Genomic DNA, 18,841 nt, shown 5'->3' with positions numbered 1-18,841 from the left:
AGATTTAAAAAAATGGGGGTGAAATATATGGCATATGGATTCGGAGGAATCTGTGGTTATGGTGGTTATGGCGGTCATGGCGGCTACGGCTACGGCGGGGGCTACGGTTACGGCGGCGGATTTGCATTGATCGTTGTACTGTTCGTTCTTTTGATCATTGTTGGTGCAGCAGTTTGCTAATCTCAGGAAATAAGACCGAAACCAAGGATACTACTTGGTTTCGGCCTTATTTTTGTTCGAGGGCAGTAGATAATAAATATTCTGAGTTTTAGACTAGGATGAAGGTTCCAAAACCAGTTTCCATGTACAGTCCTTCGGGTGCATTTGCTTGTAATGACTAACGGTACGTTTGCTTCTTTTTTTGGCGTTCAATTTTCTTGATCACCCTTCTGCCGAAAGCTTCCCAAAGAAACGAATAGGTGATAAATAGTATAATTAGTATAAAAAAAGTTAGGAGAGTGTTGGTGTTTTTTGGCGAAAGAGGACCTAAAAGGGGGAATTCTAAAAGAAACACCATAATCAAGCTGCCTATTGTGAGAATTAAGGAAGCGAAAAATATTGAAACGAATTTATTTATTTTAAGGTGGAGCCCTGCGCCCAGTACAAGTCCAAGAGCTCCAGTTGTTAAAAAGAAAATAAGGGACTCTTCAGGTGAAATGATGCCAAGAGTAATAGAAGCACAAATATATGATAAAGCTCCGTAATGAATCGAAACGTTAGATGAAAGAAGGATTGGCAGGGTTGCAAAAGGGCTGATGAATACACCAATTACAGGAATGAAGGTTCCTGATGCTTGTAATAAAACGCTTATTGAAGTCATTAATGTACTAAACACAAACTTTTTAATTCTTCCTGAGGGAGAGGGAAGACCAGCATCTTTTACTCTTCTTTGGTTATTTTCCATAGGGCACCGCTGTATTGTTTAGGAGGTTTGTTTAAAGCCATGCTGCCAAGAATCCCAAAATCAAGAAGATAAAGGACATTTCCTGTATGGTTGAATTTCACCTCAATTGGACGGATGGGACCCTCTGTTTGATCTTCTCCTTCATAATTTACATAAAATTCTTCCTGCAGACCATTTTCGAAGTCTGTCATGACGACTTTATACCCATGGTCAGGCTGCTCGTTGGAGCGTTTGATATTTCCCAATTGAGCAACAAATACCTTTTTCTCATATCCGAATTGAGGGTTGGAAGAAAAGTCAAATTTATTGGAGGAGCTGTGCTGCTCAAATCTGGTTACTGGTTGAGCCGCTAAATAGGGATGGTTTTTAATTAAAAACGAAGGAGCAGGCTTGCCTTTCGTATGAAAGTGAGACAATGTAGCTGGCAGGCCACTGAAGAAGTCCGGCCATCCATGCCAGCTCTTCATAGTGCTTACACGCCAAAGGTTATCCCAGTCTCCATTGATTTGTCTGCTTCCGCGGGCATCTGCTCCATTGTCTGTTACGTACAGCTGATGATCAAAAGGGGAAATTTGCAGTCCAAAGGGATTACGAAAACCATCAGCAATGATTTCTAAATCATTGCCTTCCTGATCACAGCGGTAAAGGACTCCATTAGATAATAAATTCCCTTCAACTTGCTGAGAAAAAGGAGCACCATAAGGCGAAAATGGATAGGTTATTTCTTGACCGTGTTTTTCCGTCAGCGGATTATTAGAAAGAAAACCACGTTTATACAAGTGGTATGTCCTTGAAGGGGAGTCAGCAAAATAGGGATGCTCCTTCAACCATGATTGGTTATCGGGCCCAACTACTCCTGAATTAGTAGCACTGCCGACACCAAAATAGAGCATTCCATCGTTTCCTGCAATAATATCTCCAGTAAAATGATCCCCGCATGTCTTCAAGCCATCCAGCAACACAGTCTTTTGGCCATCACGTGTTACACACAGCAGCTTACCGCATTGTTCGGTCCCCCTTCCGCCTATGACAACAAATAGCTTATCAAAGGCCAATGTCATGCCGGTAAGGGGACCGTCAAAACCGTCTGCCAGGACTGTCACCTCACCTTGTTTAACTGTTAAAATTCTTCCCATTCCAGCGGGCATACCGTATGCAAAGCCAGATTCAGCTATATATATATCTTGATTGCGGGATAATACTATGCTGGTCGGAAAGGAAAGGTGATTCACTACTTTTTCAAGTTTATAACCTTCCTTTAGATAAAAAGAAGTAGTTTTTGGAGTTGAAGCTTGAACATCCTTTAATTGAATCAGTAAATTCATTTGTTTAATTGTTAGTTTATATAGCATTTTCACATCACTTTGGAAAGATTCAAATCCTTTTAAAAAATAGTGAAGCAAGCTTTCATACTGCAATCCGAGCTGTTCTGACCGTTCAAGCAAAAGAGTAAGAACTTTTGCATATGGATAGTCAAATATTATGGGCGGGAGAGAGGTTTTACTAGTTGATTGCATGGTCAACCTATGAAGAATGACTAGTTTTCTATCTTGCCATTCTAAGATTTGCAGGATCAGTTCCTGTTCCAGTGATGTATTCGTTTTATCGACAATTGACTTAATAAGCTCTCTATCAGCATATTCCCATTGAAGTGACTGCTCAATCATACCGTCTGGTACGTATGGGGTAAATGGCATACTTAGACTCCCTTCACAATGTTCTTGCCATTAATGATTGTATGTGGCAAGAACAGAAGATATGAAAAGACTGTATGCTGGTGGATATTTTTGCGAATAGAGGGAGAGAGTCATTCCTGCCGACTCTCCCCCTTAGAACTATTAGACATATAAAGCTAGACCATTTGTTTAATAAACATATGAGTGTATTATCGAGTGAAGTTCTAAAATTGTTATGGTTTAATTTTATTTGTCATAGGTACTTCTATGACAACAGTTGCATTCATCTCTAGGGCATCGGTTGTGGCTTCACTTAACGCTTCTATGTTCTCAGCTCTAAAATAGGAAAAACCAAAGCTCTCTGCCAACTTTTCAAAATCAGGGTTAGAAAAATGTACGCCTACGGCATCAGGATAGTCCTTCTTCATTTGCTGCCACTCAATTCCCAGCATGTCATCCACCAAGAGAATGATTAAGATATTGAGCCCAAGCCGTTTAGCGGTTTCGAGCTCAGCTACAGACATCATGAAGCCGCCATCCCCGGTTACAGCAACAACGGTTTTCTCAGGAAAAAGAAGCTTAGCTGTAATAGCACCTGGAACTGAAATTCCCATTGAAGCAAATCCATTTGAAATGATGACCTTATTCCCTGGGGAAGGGTGATAGAACCTTGCAACGTCTATTTTATTTGCTCCTACATCACTAAGGAGAATATGTTCATCAGGAATAAGGCCTGTCAATTCCTTCATTATCATTTCTCCTGTTAAAGGACCGATTGCAGCAGAGGGTTTCTGCTCAACCAATTTATTATAGAGTTTCGCTTGCAAGTCAATTTCTGTATTAGAGTGAGAAGAGAGGTCCATTGCTAATAAAGCATTAATAGACTCTTTTACATGAGCAATGAGCTGGATTACTGGTGTATATAAAGAATCGATTTCAGCTTCAGTAAAATCGATATGTATTATTGGTGTATTGCAGAAGTTCCAATCAGGAGGCTGGTTTTCGACAAAATCAAGGCCGATACACAACAAGAGGTCACTTTTTGAAAATAACTGATTTACTTCATCATCCTTGCCTGAGCCAAAAGTGAAATAGTTTAATGGATGGTTATTAGGCACAATCCCTTTTGCTGTAAAGGAGTGAACAATTGGAATCGACAGAGTTTCGGCCAATGTCAGGCAAATCTGTTGTGCATCTGCCCTGATAACACCGTTGCCGATAATCATGACAGGTGATACTGCCTGATCCAACCGTGTTTTTACTTCTTTAAGTGTTTCTATATCCGGCATGGACTTACTTATGGAATGTTTTTTTAAAGGATTTCCATTTATCTGAGCTTTCTCTATATTTTCAGGAAGCGACAGGACAACTGGACCGGGATTTTGCTTTTCAGCGAGTTGGAAAGCTTTTCTTATCACTTCTGGTATAGTGGAAGGGTCTTTCACTTCAAAAGACCATTTGCTTATGGGTGCCATTAAGTCTCTGATAGAAATGATTTGGTGTGACTGTTGATGAAGACGGCTGACTGCTCCCTGTCCAGTAAGCGCAACAACAGGCGAATGATCTAGAAACGCTGAGCCAATACCCGTAGCCATGTTAGTCGCTCCGGGACCCAGAGTAGAAGTACAGACCCCTGCTTTTCCTGTTAATCTTCCATAAATATCAGCCATAAAGGCAGCGTTATTTTCATGTCTGCATGGTATGAATCTTACTGAAGAGTGTTCTAAAGCATGAACAAGATCAATCGTTTCTTTCCCGACGATTCCAAAAACATGACTAACGCCTTCCACTTCCAAACAACGAACAACTAATTCTGAACCATTCAATTTACAAACCTCCTACATTTTCACATGTAGATACTGTTTGCAAAAATATCAGGAGATATTCACTTGAGGTACCTGTTCCTTTTTCGAATGTAGTAGCCAGCAGCCGACAGACCAATTAACAGGGCAATAACAAGCAAGGTGACAGTATAGTTGCTATCCGGAGAGGATATTTCGCTGCCGATAACGCTGTATGCAACCGTACCAGGAAGCATACCTATACCAGTTGCGAATAAAAAAATTTTCAGCCTCATACCAGTCAATCCCGCTAAGAAACTGATCAGATCAAATGAAATAATCGGAACAAGCCTTGCAATCAATACGAAAAGAAAGCCTCCTTTACCATTGAATTTCTCAAGATACTCTTCTTTAACAGTGGATTGTTTCGCAACAAACTCAAAGCCAAGCTTCTTCGCAAGATAATAGGAGACAATGGCACCGAGCATGGCTCCGACCCAAGAAATAACAGCACCCCAGAACACACCGAAAATCATTCCATTTACTCCTGTAATCAAAAATGATGGAATCGGAGCAGCAACTGCCTGGAATATCATCAATAGAATGCTGACGAACGGTGCCAGGTAGCCCGTGGAGAGTATAAATGAGGTCAGCTCTTCAACAGATCCATCTATAAGTAATCGATTAATCTCATCCCAATAAATTATAAGAAGAAATGACACTATAAAAAGTACACTAACAATCTTCATTTTTTTCAATATAAACACCCGTCCTTCATTTGTAATTCTTTATCGTGTCGAGGGTGTGAAATTTGTTGCTGAATGCTTGATCAGTGAAAGGAGGTTAAATGAAGCCCCACACCTGTAGAAGAAGTAGTCAGTGGAGCACATTCCAATCGAGAGGAGGGTTAAGTGACAAGAGTTTGTGAAAGAATCATGCCAACTCCCCTGGTATTTTAGATATCCTTCATAATCTTTCGGGCTTCTGCCAGACGCTGCAGGGTCGTGAATACTTCAACAACCAGAAAAAGAAGTGTCAATAAAGTTAAATACTCCGTAAAGATGATCATAAGTGAAAATAGAATAAAACCTTCTGTTCGCTCAGCCAGACCAGCTTGGTAATAAAACGATTTAATCCCCTTTTTCTCAGACAACGCGCCAACAGTAAGGAAAATAGTCATAGCATAAATGATGGATACACTCAGTAACAGAAGGGCCCACATCGAGTCGGGGTAACGAAACGCAAGTCCAAGAATGACACTGATTTCTACCAGGCGGTCAAAGCTCACATCCAGGAGTGTTCCCCATGCAGAGCTTTTTGTTTTTCTTGCCATCGAGCCATCAACGGCATCCAGGAATCCTGAAAACCAAAGAACAATTAATGCGGCCAGTTCATACTCAAAATAAATAAACAAACCTGAAGAGACACCGATAAAGAAGGAAATGGTCGTCACTTGGTTCGCATTTAATCCGACCTTCAAGAGAATGTCTGCGCTTTTTCCAATTAATGGCTGTACATATTTTCGTGCATGTGTATCGAGCAATTTCAATCACCTGCTTTTTTGATTTCTTTTCTCTAGTTTACCCCTATCTTCATAAAATGGCTGTAATATCCATTACTTTTGTGAACCTCTTGTAAATAAAGAAAGTCTGCTGTGTAAGGAGCCTTACTGATTTATCCCAAGAAGTTATTTATACTACTGTCATGTAATCAGTTGAATTTCACTCTATATATTTTCGGCAATCTAATTATTAAAATGAAAGAGGTAATTTCATTGAAAAAATTCGATTTAATTGTTATCGGAGCGGGTGCCGGCGGCCTGACTGTTGCTGCTGGTGCAGCCAGCCTTGGGGCCACTGTCGCATTGATAGAAAAAAATCCGGAATTGGGCGGCGATTGTCTGCATTATGGCTGTGTGCCCTCAAAGGCTCTTATCACGTCTGCAAAAAAAGTATATCAAGCACGAAAAACGGCTGAAGAGTTTGGGTTGGATGTGGAAGGAGAAGCATCTATAGAGCAAGCGATGAACCGGGTGAAGGAAGCCATAGCGGAAATTCAGCATCATGACAGCAAAGATCGGTTCAGGAAGCTTGGGGTGGAGATTTATAGAGGAAAGGGCAGGTTTGTTGATCCTCATGTTGTACAAATAGATGAAGGAGAAAAAATCAGAGGCAAACGAGTCGTCATTTCGACGGGTTCAAGACCAAACATCCCGCCGATCGAAGGATTGAAGGAAGCGGGTTTTATAACAAATGAAACCATTTTTGATGTAAAAAAACCCCCGAAACACCTGATCGTTATCGGAGGAGGTCCAATTGGACTGGAGATGGCCCAATCCTTTGCTAGATTCGGTTCTGAAGTGACAATTATCGAAGCGCATGACATGATATTCGGCAAGGAAGATCAAGATATCCAAAAGAGGATTTTTGACCAACTGAAAAATGAACTATCCTTCCTTCTCAATGCAAAAGTAAAGCGTGTAGAAACTAAAGATGGCAAGAAGTCCGTTATGGTGGAAGTAGAAGGTAAGGAAGTGGAAATTGAAGGAGATGAAATCCTTCTCTCAGCCGGAAGAAAACCCAATACAGACCAATTGAATCTTGAAGAGATTGGTGTTAAGTCCGATAGGGGAGTTATTAAAGTGAATGAGTACTTGCAAACGAGTGTATCTCATATCTATGCCATAGGAGATACGAATGGCCAATTTCCGTTTACGCATGCAGCTGGCATGGAGGGGAAAATGGTAGTGCGGAATGCCGTTTTCGGCGTGAAAGGGAAAGTCAACTATGATCATGTACCCTGGGTGACATTCACGGATCCTGAAGTTTTTCATATAGGCTTGACAGAAGAGGAAGCAAGAGAAAAGCATTCAGATGTAAAGGTATATTCTGTATCTTCTAAGGATGTAGACCGGTTTGTAACAGATCGTGACACAACAGGCTTTGTCAAAATTATCACAGATAAAAAGGGTTATATTCTCGGTGCTCATGCAGTCGGTGAAAATGCGGGAGATTGGATGCAGGAAATAGTGTTGGCTAAAACACAAAATCATAAGATTGGCGAAATTTCCAATGTGATTCATCCGTACCCAACACATGGGAGCATCGTTTCCCAAGCAGCCGATCAATATTGGAGAGAGAAACTGTTTAAGGGAGTCATTCCAAAGATTGCTAAAAAATATATACAGTGGTTTCGATGAAATTGAGGAGCATAAAAGGAAGGAAGAGGTGTCTGTAAATGAAAAGAATCTCGCTCTTATTGCTTGGGTTTATTTTGCTTTTGACAGCTTGTACACCTGCAGAAAACAGTGAAAAAAATCAACTAGATGTATTAAATTCGGAATGGGAGGAGATTGAAAAAGCGGCAGAAGGGCAAACGGTCAACCTCTATATGTGGGGAGGCAGCGATTCGATTAACAATTATTTAGATGAATGGGCGGCTCCACGCTTAAAAGAGGAAGCAGGCATCAACCTGAACCGTGTTCCGATGAATGATACAAAAGATATTATCAATCAGCTTCTTAATGAAAAACAAGTAAACAAAGAAGAAGGAAGCATGGATGTTATTTGGCTGAATGGGGAAAACTTCAAGCTTTCAAAAGAAAACGACCTTCTTTTGGGTTCGTTTGCAGAGAAACTGCCAAATGCAAAAAAATATATTGATCTTGAATCACCAGCAATCAACACGGACTTTGGTGAAGAAGTGAACGGCTTGGAAGCGCCATGGGGAATCTCTCAATTTGTTTTCGTATATGACGAGGCCAAAATGAAAAATCCTCCACAGTCGATGAAAGAGTTGCAGAAATGGGTACAAGAGAATCCCGGCAAATTCACTTATCCTGCTCCGCCCGATTTTACAGGCAGCGCATTTGCCAGGATGGCTCTTTACGAATTAACAGGCGGTTACGACCAATACAGCAGTCCTTTAGAGAATGAAGAGCAGTTCATTCAATCTTCTGCAGATTTATGGAACTACTTAAATGATATCGAACCGTATCTTTGGAGAGAAGGAAAAACATACCCGGAAAGCCTTGCGAAAACTGATCAACTTTATGCTAACGGTGAAATTTGGATGACAATGGGATATGATCCTGCAAGAGCAGCGACAGAAATCAAGAATGGAAGGTTTCCGGAAACTTCAAAAGCGTTTGTGCTAAGCGGCGGAACAGTATCCAATACCCATTATTTATCCATTCCGTTTAACGCATCTAATAAGGCTGGAGCAATGGCTGTGATCAATTATTTTCTTTCTCCAGAAGCTCAAATAGCGAAACAGGATCCTGATTATTGGGGAGACCTTATGGCGTTAGACCCTGAAAAGCTGTCTGAGCAACAGAAAGAAAAAGTGAACGGCCTTTTTGACGGCGATTCGATTTTGCCTATTGAAACACTAGCCAATCACCGCCTGCCCGAGCTTTCGGCAGATTATGTAGAAGCAGTCGAGAAGGGCTGGATGGAACATGTGGCGAAAGAATAAAGCCATACTTTATATCCTTCCATCAATAGGGGCAATTGGGCTCCTGTTTTTTGGAGGGATTTTCAACGGTATCTTACAAAGTGTAGGTTACAACCCGGCAGCAGGACAATACGCTTGGTCATTGCAAGCATATGATTCTTTGATATTATCGGATGAATTTTGGAAATCCCTCTTGTTAAGTTTGCGTGTAGCGATTTTGTCTTCATTTTTTTCAGCGCTTATAGGCATGTTCGTAGCCATCTGCCTTGTTCTGCTGTCGTCTTCTATGAGCACTCAGCTTTGGCACCGCTTTTTTCAGCTGCCGCTGACTATTCCACATCTTGTAGGTGCATATTTAATGGCGCTCTTGCTAATGCAGAGCGGTTGGCTTTCAGGATTGTTATTTCAGATTGGACTCATTGAAGAGAGAGCTGATTTTCCTATCCTTGTGAACGAGCCGTTTGGGTGGGGAATAATTTTGACCTATGCATGGAAAGAGGCTCCTTTTATTTCCTTAATGGTCTACCCGGTGTTAAGAAGGATTAATGGGTCTTGGAAGGAGACGGCATCTGTATTTGGTGCAAATCAGATACAGAGAATCCGGTATATTATTTTGCCACTCGTCCTGCCCGCTTGGATATCAGCAACGTTTATCGTTTTTGCGTTTACATTTTCCTCATTCGAGGTGCCATTTTTACTAGGAGTGACCTATCCAAAGATGCTGCCTGTACTGTCTTACCAGCTTTACACAAGTGGAGGTCTGGAAAATCGACCTGATGCATTGGCAATAAACCTTGTACTCACATTCATAACAGCATTGCTTGGACTCCTTTCTTATCGTCTGAGTAAAAAATGGAATATGAAGAAGGGGGGATGGGATTAATGAGGAAATTATTTCATTACATGCATATAATCATTACGATCATTATTGTGATTATGATTATTATCCCCTTTATTCCTTTGGTGTTAACAAGCATCTCAAGAAACTGGACCTGGCCCCAAATAGTTCCTGATGAAATACAAGGAAGGGCATGGACTTACCTGATATCTGAGCACTCCTGGACATTCGAAGCTTTATGGACGAGTGTATCCATAGCCTTGATTGTGACGGTCATCAATGTGTTTCTGGCCATTCCTGCAGGCAATGCTCTTGCCCGGATGGAAATTAGGGGGAAGTGGTTGTTGGAGGCAGTCATTTATGCCCCTCTTATCATCCCCCCGTTTGTTGCAATCATGGGTGTTCATACGACATTTCTTCGATTTGGGCTGACCGGTACGATTACTGGTGTCGTCCTTGCTCATATTCCGGCCACCCTCCCTTACATGGTGAGAGCGTTGACCATCAGTTATCAGACCATTGGCTTTCAGTGGGAAGAACAGGCAAGAATGCTGGGGGCAGGACGCTTCCAAAGGCTGCGTTTTGTTGTTGTTCCACGGTTGATCCCGGGTATAATTGCAGGAGCAAGTTTAAGCATACTCATCTCGCTCAGTCAGTATCTAGTTACATTTTTAATAGGAAGCGGGCAGGTCATTACTCTCCCAATCATCATGTTTCCCTTTATTACGGGAGGAGATCAGGCAATTGGTTCGGCTTATACTCTGTTATTTACAATTGTGGCCATAGGAACACTCGTTTTGATGGATTACTTGCTTCATACTTACTATAACCGTACCAGGAAAGCAGTGAGTTTTTTGGAAGATCCATTTTGACAGGTTGAAAGGAGTTAGGGAAATGGCTGATATTCAACTGAAAAATATCATAAAACAGCTTCAAGAGAAGAAAAAGAAAAATGATCGGCCGCCTTTTGCAGTTGGTCCTATCAGTTTGTCGATTGGTGATGGCGAATTTTTTTCCATTCTTGGGCCTTCCGGCAGTGGAAAGACCACACTTCTAAGGTTGGTCGCCGGTCTGATAGAGCCTAGTGAGGGTAAGCTGTTCGTCGGTGGTGTCGATGTTCTGGGAAAGTCGGCAGAAGAAAGGAATTTCAGCATGGTGTTTCAAGAAGCCCTTCTATTTCCTCATATGAATGTAGCAGAGAATGTTGCATTTGGCTTGAAAATGAAAAAAGTCAAAAAGCGGGAACGGATGAAGAAAGCTATGATCATGTTGGAGAAGGTTGGTTTAAAAGGATACGAAAACAAGCAGCCCTCAGAGTTGAGCGGAGGACAGCAGCAGCGGGTATCCTTAGCGAGAGCTCTCGTCATGGAACCTCATGTATTATTAATGGATGAGCCGTTTAGCGCACTCGACCCTGAGCTGAGGGAAGAGATGAGGGAGCTCGTCAAATCAATTCAAGAAGAATTGGACACAACGCTGTTATTTGTCACGCATGACCGCGAGGAAGCCTTTCAGTTATCAGACCGCATTGCTATTATTGTTGATGGAAGGGTGGTTCAGGTTGGGACTCCTCATGAATTGTATGTAAACCCATCTACGATAGACACGGCAGCATTTTTAGGTGCCAAAAATATTTTGCAGGGATACTGGAAAGAGGGAACCTTTATGTCTGAAAGTGGTTCGATAATCTTTTCTGATAAGAGAAGGGGTTGGGAAGCGTACACGGCCTGCCACCTCATTTTGCGTCCTGAACTCTTTTACCCTGAACATGCGGGGGGCCATCTACAACGAGTGATCGATGAAAAGCCGCATAAAGTGATCAGAATAACAGGAACACTCACCAAGGCGGCATTTTATCAAGGAGTACACCATTTGAAGCTCCATGTTGGAAGTATCGAACTTCATGCAAAGATCCAACTCTTGGATGATTGGCATATTGGAGAAGGGGATGAGGTAACTCTCTGCTATCCGCTTTCACACGTCATTCTGCTACAGGATCACTAACAATTGTTCTTTCCCTTATACTGAATTAATAAAATGGACGAATAAAAATAGTGAACACACTGAGGGCTTATAGGTTGTATATGGAAAGAAAGAGCTGAGAGCAGAGTGTTTCAAGTGTCATAACACAAAAAACAGCTTGTGAGAATAAGGGAGCGGGAGAGTGGTATGCTACTAACAATTATGAATAACTGAAAGAAGGGGATAATCTTGTCAGATTCAAAATCAGTAAAATTAACTTCCGCTGAAATAGCTTCTCTATGGCAAGAATATATCAGTCATACCCATAGCCTCTGCATGCTGTACTACCTGATCGCTACTACTCAAGATGAGGAGATTTTATCTGTTTTAAAAGAGGTGAATGCGCTTGTAGGTGTAACTCTGGAAGAAACACAATCTATACTAAATAAGGAACAACTTTCTATACCAAGTGGATTCACAAGCGATGACGTGAATACAAAGGCAGCAAAACTCTTCCCGGATTCATTTTCACTAAATTATATAAAAAATCTATCAAGAGTAATGGCCTCTGTTTGTGGATTGATGGTTACGATGTCCACTAGAGCAGACATCCGAACCTACTTTGAAACTTGCACAGTTCGAGCCTTTAAAGCGTTTAGCTTAGTCAGTGATGTATTGCTGAAAAAGGGGTTATATGTGAGACCACCTTTCATTCAGCCAGAGCAGTCGAACGAGTTTGTAAGTGGAAAAGAATACCTGGATGGCCGCCGTTTGATTGGAGAAGTAAGGCCTCTGAATGCCATAGAGATTTCCCATGTATTCGCCAACATAGAAGCTAATCTAACGGGAATCATTTTGACCAAAGCTTATGGACAAACAACATCTTATAATGAGGTAAAAGAATTTATGAATAGCGCCCAGAAGTCTGGTAAAGAAATCATAAAGGACCTCACTGATTTACTAACTTCCTCGGATTTACCTGCGCCCATGCCTTCAGATACACATGTAAATCCTTCAACAGAAAGAGCCTTTTCGGACAAGTATATGGTGTATGGGATGATAACCATGATGGGTTCGGGTATTTCTGATTATGCCAGCGCACTTGCAGCAAGCATGAGAAGTGACTTAAAGACAACATATTCTGAGTTTTTAACTAAAACTTCCAAGCTTGCTCGTAAAGGTTCAGATATCATGATCACTAATCATTGGCTTGAACAACCGCCGGGACCTGCACAGGCTAATAGTAATAAAAGCTGAATAATCAAATTTTAAAAATCATGCAAGAAAATCAACAGTTTATGATTTCCTTGCATGATTTTCATTCTTTTTCTCCTGTATTAACGGAGAGCTTATTTCACTCTCATAAACCAGTAATATAGAATTGTTGTAGAGGGAATCCCCTTTTATTTCCACTTGTCCATTGCCATATCGATATAACAGGTGATAAGGCTCTCCTTTATAAATGACTCTTTCTTTTGATATCATTGGATCTCTCCTTTATCTGCTTTCATTTATATACAAAATGTACCATCTTTCGTAATAATAAGATGTAAGCAATCTTACGTATTAGGTAATTTTTAAAATAGCCTTTCGAAATACAAAATATCATCTGAGCGGCCTGCCTCATAGAAAATGAAAATCGAGGCAGGCCACTCAGATTATTGTTTGAAATTAGAAGAAACCTCTGAATCCTCGACCCCTGAAACCGTGTCCGTGATGCCCGAATCCGTACCCGAAACCATGGCCGAATCCATGACCATGATGACCAAAACCGTGCCCGAAACCATGGCCGAATCCGTGTCCATGATGACCAAACCCATGTCCGTGATGTCCAAATCCATGTCCATGATGGCCGAACCCGTGTCCGTGATGACCAAATCCATGTCCGAAAAATGGCATACTCATTAACCTCCTTATCTTGAAAATTTGTTTGCTTTTTTTAACTGGAGACTGCATTTAAGATGCAGTCTCCAGTTTGTCAGTAAAGTTAGAAATTAGTAGTAACCTCCAACTGCAGCCGCTCCAACAATAATCAACAAGATGAAGAGAACGACAATCAAGGCAAATCCAGCTCCATAACCACCGTGTGACATACTCCAACACTCCTTTCCTGCAAAAATAAGGTGTAGGTTTTGTATAACACCTTTACTTTAAAGATATTCAGGAATGGATGGTTTGGAATGGGCAATTGATAATAAAAAGACCGGATTTGCTGAAAATCGTCAAACACCTATTTATGATCTAAAAAGTCTTTTTGTAACTTTTCCCTTAATGTGTCTGTCCATTGAACATATTCTGTGCCGTGAAAGTGAAGATTTATATCTCTTAAAAAGTCAAAAGCTGCCTTTGCTTTTTCTTTTTCCTCCTTTGTATTCACTTTTAGATGAAAAAAACCGATGATATTTTTATTATTAAACACTATAGACTTTTTACGTATTTCATCACCTTTAGAGCTTAATTTCACATAAGAGTACCTTTGGTCATGTTCTTTTTTTGAAATTTCCACTAACTTTTTCTTCTTCAGCCTTGCTATAACTTGAGTGACGGTAGATGGGTCAAGAAAGGTTAAGGCTGCCAACCGGGTAATGGAAGGTTCATTTTCATAAAAAATAGTCCATAAAAAGTTAAGTTCCACCATCGTAACATCCAGTTCCTCTACAGCCTTCTGAATATCTGAATCTAACACTTTATTCACTCCTCTCAGCAAGGAAATAAGAACAGGAAGATAAGTAAAGTCCACTTTTATACCCCCAAAAAAGCCTATTTATACTATTTATATACATAAATAAGATGAAAAAGAATTTGAAAAGAGGGGAAGGTTAGCTGAAGTGTAATAAGGGTTCAGGAAGAAGGGGATTCGGGAGGGTAGAAGCAATTTAAAAACATTTATTAAAGTGGTGATGAAATATATAGAAAGCAAGGTTAACTTGCTTTCTACGTATATTTCATCAGGAACTTTTTATCTATAATATTTTTTGTTCTCCAGGGTAGTCGTCCATGCAGATAAAGAGGCCCGTATATTAGCAGCGCTTGTTTTTCACCTGTTGATAAGATGGATAAGTATCTTTTCTGTGGCGTAAATTTGATAACCGGACTATTAGTTAAGGTCCTTTTTATATTTTCCCAAAGAACAGGGCCTTGCCGGACCGCAAATACTCCATTTTTCGCCAAGTTTTTATATGATAATAAAGAAACGCAATCACCGGCACCGAAGATAAAGGGATGACTTTTACTTTGCAGAGTATCCGTTACTGCCAGAAAGCCTTCTTCTGTAGTCATAAGCCCGCTTTCTTTAAATATCGGAAAAGCTGATGGTCCAGTTACAAATAACACTCCAGAATGTGCAAGGGTTTGATTATTTGTTTTAACTACTGTGTTGGTGACTTCTTCGACTTGCTCATCAAGAACTAAACTAAGCCCCTTATCCCGGCATACCTTCTCAAGTTTCTTGGAGGACATGTCAGATTCTTGTGGAATTAATCCAGAGGCGCTGATAAGGGTTACTTTCCCATCCTGTTTCAATCTCTTCTTTCTTGCTAGTATAGTCAGACTCAACTCTACTCCGGCAGCACCACCGCCGACAATTACAGGAGAAGGTGAGTCCTGAAGTTCCCTTATTATTTCTGGAAATCGATAATTTGGCTTTACTGTTTGTATGATTTCTGAATTCATATTTTTAACATTAGTACCTGACCCGATATCGAAAGATGCATAGGTAAAGGGTAGAGAATGACCGCTGCTAAGAAGCAATATTTTCTCTTCTGGGTTAATTTTCACTGCTGCATCTTTGAGAAAAAGAACACCCGATTTCCTGCAGAGTTCCTCAAGATCTATTCGGATATCAGATTCCGAATAGAGTCCCTCGGTATAACCAGAAAACATCCCTGAATAATATTGATATTTACTTGGAGATACGAGAATAAACCTGGTTTCAGGTACAGGTTCCTCTATGATCTTTTTTAAACAATGAAGGTGGGCGTGTCCCCCGCCAACTAAAATCACATCGGGCATAATGAGCCTTCCTTTCTAACTTTAATACAATTTAGTATACAATCTTTTATCACTTTTAAATGTAGCCCGGATTACATCAATGGATTGTAATAGACATCCCCCAACTAAAGCAGGGGCTATATACGTTCGGAATGTTTTGTGGTTTACATTTACATTATCAAATCATACATGAATTAGATAGTTCCGGGACATCCCCCCAATCAGTCTGCTGCATTAAAGCATATCTTGTAGTACAAGAAATCCAGAAGGGAAGTGAACCTAATGCCTGCATTCATTGGGCCAGTCAGAATTGCCAGTATTTCTGGCGGAACTATCCGAAATGGTGATTTGTTTTATCAAGCAGATAAAAGCAGTTCGAAATCTTCTTTGGGATCTGGGGCCAGCAATACTGGTGCATTCATCTCCACGATTAATGGAGTGAATATCAATAACATTATCACGAATAGTGCCACTGAACAGCCGATACTTGGAAACAGATAGAAGGGAAAAGGGACAGATATACTGTCGTAACATTCACTTAGAGAAGTGATGTTATAAATAAGGCTGAGGTTTCAAGTTTCATGCTACGACCCTTGAATTAAAAATAACTCAACTTTAAAGAAATCAGGACAAACGTTGGTACAACCTCTCATTCATGACAATACGATATATAGAACTCTTTTTGAAAGGGGGTTAATATATGTTCGATAATATTGAAAAGAAAACAGGGGTAAAAATGGATGATCTGATGAAGTTGGCAAAGTCAGTTGAAAAAACAAACTTTAAGGATGAAAGCCAAGTCAGGGAGGTCATTAGGAAAGTTTCTTCATTGGCAGGAAAACCTGTTTCCAAACAAAAAGAAGACCTTATTGCCAAAGCCATTACTAAAGGTAAAATTCCGAAAGACATGAATGAAATACAAAAAATGGCTAACAAAAAATAATTATTCAGCAAAAGGATGATCAAATCAGACTATCCTTTTGTTTTTTATTGCTTCAAGGCTTTGTATATCATTGGAGAGTGGGGAGAAACTAAGGTGAATAATTACAAGGAGTTGTAGGCAGATGATAAAAAAGCAATTTCTGATATATATCTTATTGACTGTTATCTCATTAACACAGAATACATACCTATTTGCTGCAACAGAGAAATTTGTTGAGAGAAAAGCACTCGTTATTACAGATCCTCAAAATGACTTTTTAAGTCCTTCAGGGGTAGCTTGGCCGATGGTAAAGGAAAGCGTACAAAAAAATAATACGGTTCAAAACATTGAAAGATTGTTCGAAGCTGCTTCCAAACAAAATACCTTGGTATTTGTCTCTCCCCACTTTTACTATCCTTATGATCAAAAGTGGGAGTTTACAGGGAAGATGGAAACCTGGATGCATGAGCGGAATATGTACTTAAGAAGCGGTCCGTTGACGCTGAAAGGATTCGAGGATTCAGGTGCAGATTTTTTAGAAAAGTATAAGCCTTATATTTATCGTGAGAATACAATCATTACAAGTCCTCATAAAGTCTATGGACCTGAGAATAATGATTTGGTTTTACAGTTGCGCAAAAGGGGAGTTAATCATATATTTCTGGCTGGTATGTCAGCTAATCTTTGTGTGGAATCCCACATGAGAGAGCTAATCGAGCAAGGGTTTAAAGTGACGGTTATAGCTGATGCAACAGCAGCTGCGAAAATGGGGGAGCTTGACGGATATTCAGCAGCAATGACCAACTTCAATATGATAGCCAATGATGTCATCACCACAAAAGAGGCGGTTAAAGTCATGCGAAATGAATAGTCAAACCAATAATTTAGTCCTTTAAAGTGCTGAGGCAAAACGAAATTGACAGATTTTTATGAATAAACTAAACTAATACATATATACATATTTCTCTTGAAAGATGGTGAAAACTTGGAATCCAGAATAAAAATGGTATCTGCCGAAGAAGCAGAAGGAAAACTTAAAGAACTATACGAACGATTTAACGGGAAAATGGCAAATATCCTAAAGGTTCATTCCTTAAATCCTAACTCCCTGGAAGCGCATCTAAACTATTATAAAGTAATCATGTTCGGTAAATCGCCTCTCAGTAGAAAAACGAGGGAAAGTATCGCTACTGTTGTTTCATCGACGAATGAATGTTTTTACTGAATGGAACATCATGGGGCGGCGCTCCATCTCGTTACGAAAGATATAGAATTAGTAGAAGGTCTCAAAAAAGACTATACCAAGCTTGACTTGGATAACAAAACAATGGCGATTTTGGATTATGCAGTAAAACTAACCAAGAATCCTCATAGTGTGAAAGATGATGATGTAGAGCATCTCAAAGAACTAGGCTGTACTGATTTGGAGGTATTGGATGTATGCCAGATAACATCCTATTTTAACTTTGTAAATCGTATGGCAGAAGGACTTGGAGTAAAGTTAGAAGAAAATTAGGAATAAAAGAGCAATGAATTCTCTGATGAATTCATTGCTCTTTTATTTTTAATGTATTTTGCATTTGCTTATGAAGGGATTTTCAAATTAAGTTTCGTTTGACTATAAAAACCTCCTCAAAAAAAGGAGCGTAAGCTAAGTTACAAGTAGGTTCCAAGGTTTAGTAAGTCCACACCAAACATCACCTTTTACATATTGTAATGTATAGGAACAACATAAATGTTCCTGACTTTAATGAAGGAGTTGATTAACTTGTCACATTCATATGGCGGAGGATTTGCGTTGATCGTCGTGTTGTTCATTCTGTTGATCATTATCGGCGCTAGCTATGTTGGCGGTCACGGATATTAATTTAATGGATTAAAGAATGAAGGAATTTAAGGAGGTGATTTATAATGCCTTACGGATTTGGAGGCTACGGCGGTGGTTATGGCGGCTACGGTTACGGTGGCGGCTATGGCGGCGGTTATGGCTACGGCGGAGGGTTCGCCCTGATTGTCGTGTTGTTTATTCTGTTGATCATCATTGGTGCAAGTTTCGCAGGCGGTTATGGATATTAATTCCCATTAATATTCATTTTGTAGATTACAAAAAGGATTAGAGTATTTTATTACTCTAGTCCTTTTTAATTGCCAGTTGAGAAAGATAACATTTAGGGCATTTATAGCGGCCTCCTTAAAGAAATAGTTAGGATAAAGAAAACAGTATACATAAATGCTCTTCAAAATGAGCAAAAGCTGAAAACACTTCTGCTTTTTGTTAAATCATATATAAGAGTTAGCAAGCAAGTGGGAGGG

At 40.1% G+C, this 18,841-nt stretch carries 24 protein-coding genes; 14 read left to right on the top strand and 10 right to left on the bottom strand.

Features of this window, described 5'->3' with window-relative positions; translation table 11 throughout:
- Positions 1-27: 27 nt before the first annotated feature.
- The gene (locus ACOJQI_RS16195; protein WP_421379754.1) at positions 28-180 is read left to right on the top strand and encodes a YjcZ family sporulation protein; all 153 of its coding nucleotides are present in this window, start codon (positions 28-30) and stop codon (positions 178-180) included.
- Between the two features lie 157 nt (positions 181-337).
- Here the strand turns inward: ACOJQI_RS16195 and ACOJQI_RS16190 are convergent, their stop codons facing one another.
- The 5 genes from ACOJQI_RS16190 to ACOJQI_RS16170 all read right to left on the bottom strand — a co-directional run bounded on the left by ACOJQI_RS16190 (position 338) and on the right by ACOJQI_RS16170 (position 5,904).
- Positions 338-904 carry a hypothetical protein gene (locus ACOJQI_RS16190; RefSeq protein ID WP_421379752.1) on the bottom strand — a complete coding sequence of 189 codons (567 nt, stop codon included), beginning with the start codon at positions 902-904 and terminating at the stop codon, positions 338-340.
- Positions 880-2,601, bottom strand: a complete 1,722-nt coding sequence (locus tag ACOJQI_RS16185) for a PQQ-dependent sugar dehydrogenase (protein WP_421379749.1) — start codon at positions 2,599-2,601, stop codon at positions 880-882. Before ACOJQI_RS16185 ends, ACOJQI_RS16190 begins: the two co-directional genes overlap by 25 nt.
- A 212-nt stretch (positions 2,602-2,813) precedes the next feature.
- Complete coding sequence (locus tag ACOJQI_RS16180) at positions 2,814-4,406, bottom strand: acetolactate synthase large subunit (protein ID WP_421379747.1); 1,593 nt, start codon at positions 4,404-4,406, stop codon at positions 2,814-2,816.
- A gap of 59 nt (positions 4,407-4,465) precedes the next feature.
- Entirely contained in the window at positions 4,466-5,110 is a 645-nt protein-coding gene (locus ACOJQI_RS16175; RefSeq protein ID WP_421385491.1) for a TVP38/TMEM64 family protein, read from the bottom strand.
- A 206-nt stretch (positions 5,111-5,316) separates the two neighbouring features.
- Positions 5,317-5,904, bottom strand: coding sequence for a CDP-alcohol phosphatidyltransferase family protein (locus ACOJQI_RS16170; RefSeq protein WP_421379745.1), 588 nt, complete (start codon positions 5,902-5,904; stop codon positions 5,317-5,319).
- Between the two features lie 231 nt (positions 5,905-6,135).
- On the opposite strand from ACOJQI_RS16170, the gene ACOJQI_RS16165 reads away from it, so the two are divergent.
- The 6 genes from ACOJQI_RS16165 (at position 6,136) to ACOJQI_RS16140 (ending at position 12,873) form a co-directional block, all read left to right on the top strand.
- On the top strand, positions 6,136-7,560 hold the full coding sequence (locus ACOJQI_RS16165; RefSeq protein ID WP_421379743.1) for a dihydrolipoyl dehydrogenase family protein: 1,425 nt from the start codon (positions 6,136-6,138) through the stop codon (positions 7,558-7,560).
- 38 nt (positions 7,561-7,598) lie between these two features.
- Positions 7,599-8,837 carry an ABC transporter substrate-binding protein gene (locus tag ACOJQI_RS16160; protein WP_421379741.1) on the top strand — a complete coding sequence of 413 codons (1,239 nt, stop codon included), beginning with the start codon at positions 7,599-7,601 and terminating at the stop codon, positions 8,835-8,837.
- Positions 8,821-9,699, top strand: coding sequence for an ABC transporter permease (locus ACOJQI_RS16155; RefSeq protein ID WP_421379739.1), 879 nt, complete (start codon positions 8,821-8,823; stop codon positions 9,697-9,699). Before ACOJQI_RS16160 ends, ACOJQI_RS16155 begins: the two co-directional genes overlap by 17 nt.
- Complete coding sequence (locus ACOJQI_RS16150; RefSeq protein ID WP_421379737.1) at positions 9,699-10,526, top strand: ABC transporter permease; 828 nt, start codon at positions 9,699-9,701, stop codon at positions 10,524-10,526. The genes ACOJQI_RS16155 and ACOJQI_RS16150 overlap by 1 nt, the downstream gene beginning before the upstream one ends.
- A 22-nt stretch (positions 10,527-10,548) precedes the next feature.
- Entirely contained in the window at positions 10,549-11,658 is a 1,110-nt protein-coding gene (locus ACOJQI_RS16145) for an ABC transporter ATP-binding protein (RefSeq protein ID WP_421379735.1), read from the top strand.
- A 207-nt stretch (positions 11,659-11,865) separates the two neighbouring features.
- Positions 11,866-12,873, top strand: coding sequence for a DUF3231 family protein (locus ACOJQI_RS16140; RefSeq protein ID WP_421379733.1), 1,008 nt, complete (start codon positions 11,866-11,868; stop codon positions 12,871-12,873).
- A 39-nt stretch (positions 12,874-12,912) separates the two neighbouring features.
- Here ACOJQI_RS16140 and ACOJQI_RS16135 read toward each other — a convergent pair whose 3' ends face one another.
- From ACOJQI_RS16135 to ACOJQI_RS16115, 5 genes are all read right to left on the bottom strand, one after another.
- Positions 12,913-13,101 carry a hypothetical protein gene (locus ACOJQI_RS16135; protein WP_421379731.1) on the bottom strand — a complete coding sequence of 63 codons (189 nt, stop codon included), beginning with the start codon at positions 13,099-13,101 and terminating at the stop codon, positions 12,913-12,915.
- A gap of 186 nt (positions 13,102-13,287) precedes the next feature.
- Entirely contained in the window at positions 13,288-13,515 is a 228-nt protein-coding gene (locus ACOJQI_RS16130) for a hypothetical protein (protein WP_421379729.1), read from the bottom strand.
- Between the two features lie 95 nt (positions 13,516-13,610).
- A complete protein-coding gene (locus ACOJQI_RS16125; protein WP_421379727.1) occupies positions 13,611-13,709 on the bottom strand; it encodes a YjcZ family sporulation protein in 99 nt (32 codons plus the stop codon).
- Between the two features lie 137 nt (positions 13,710-13,846).
- Positions 13,847-14,302 carry a MarR family winged helix-turn-helix transcriptional regulator gene (locus ACOJQI_RS16120; RefSeq protein ID WP_421379725.1) on the bottom strand — a complete coding sequence of 152 codons (456 nt, stop codon included), beginning with the start codon at positions 14,300-14,302 and terminating at the stop codon, positions 13,847-13,849.
- A gap of 248 nt (positions 14,303-14,550) precedes the next feature.
- Positions 14,551-15,627 (bottom strand): FAD-dependent oxidoreductase, encoded by a 1,077-nt coding sequence (locus ACOJQI_RS16115; protein ID WP_421379723.1) that lies wholly within the window; start codon positions 15,625-15,627, stop codon positions 14,551-14,553.
- A gap of 261 nt (positions 15,628-15,888) precedes the next feature.
- Between ACOJQI_RS16115 and ACOJQI_RS16110 the strand changes: the two genes are divergently transcribed.
- The 7 genes from ACOJQI_RS16110 (at position 15,889) to ACOJQI_RS16080 (ending at position 18,604) form a co-directional block, all read left to right on the top strand.
- Positions 15,889-16,107, top strand: a complete 219-nt coding sequence (locus ACOJQI_RS16110) for a spore germination protein (protein ID WP_421379721.1) — start codon at positions 15,889-15,891, stop codon at positions 16,105-16,107.
- Between the two features lie 199 nt (positions 16,108-16,306).
- A complete protein-coding gene (locus tag ACOJQI_RS16105; RefSeq protein ID WP_421379719.1) occupies positions 16,307-16,549 on the top strand; it encodes a stage VI sporulation protein F in 243 nt (80 codons plus the stop codon).
- 121 nt (positions 16,550-16,670) lie between these two features.
- Complete coding sequence (locus ACOJQI_RS16100) at positions 16,671-17,399, top strand: cysteine hydrolase (protein ID WP_421379717.1); 729 nt, start codon at positions 16,671-16,673, stop codon at positions 17,397-17,399.
- Between the two features lie 114 nt (positions 17,400-17,513).
- Positions 17,514-17,753 (top strand): peroxidase, encoded by a 240-nt coding sequence (locus tag ACOJQI_RS16095; RefSeq protein ID WP_421379714.1) that lies wholly within the window; start codon positions 17,514-17,516, stop codon positions 17,751-17,753.
- Positions 17,754-18,044, top strand: coding sequence for a peroxidase (locus ACOJQI_RS16090; RefSeq protein ID WP_421379711.1), 291 nt, complete (start codon positions 17,754-17,756; stop codon positions 18,042-18,044).
- 234 nt (positions 18,045-18,278) lie between these two features.
- Positions 18,279-18,395, top strand: coding sequence for a YjcZ family sporulation protein (locus tag ACOJQI_RS16085; protein WP_421385490.1), 117 nt, complete (start codon positions 18,279-18,281; stop codon positions 18,393-18,395).
- A 44-nt stretch (positions 18,396-18,439) separates the two neighbouring features.
- Positions 18,440-18,604: a YjcZ family sporulation protein gene (locus ACOJQI_RS16080; RefSeq protein ID WP_421379708.1), complete on the top strand. Its 165-nt coding sequence runs from the start codon at positions 18,440-18,442 to the stop codon at positions 18,602-18,604.
- The last annotated feature ends 237 nt before the right edge of the window (positions 18,605-18,841 follow it).

The sequence above is a fragment of the Bacillus salacetis genome (genome assembly GCF_049177075.1).
In the GTDB taxonomy this organism is placed as follows: Bacteria; Bacillota; Bacilli; order Bacillales; family Bacillaceae_B; genus Rossellomorea; species Rossellomorea salacetis_A.
Note: the sequence above shows the minus strand (reverse complement) of the source record. Positions and strands in the feature narration are given on the sequence as shown.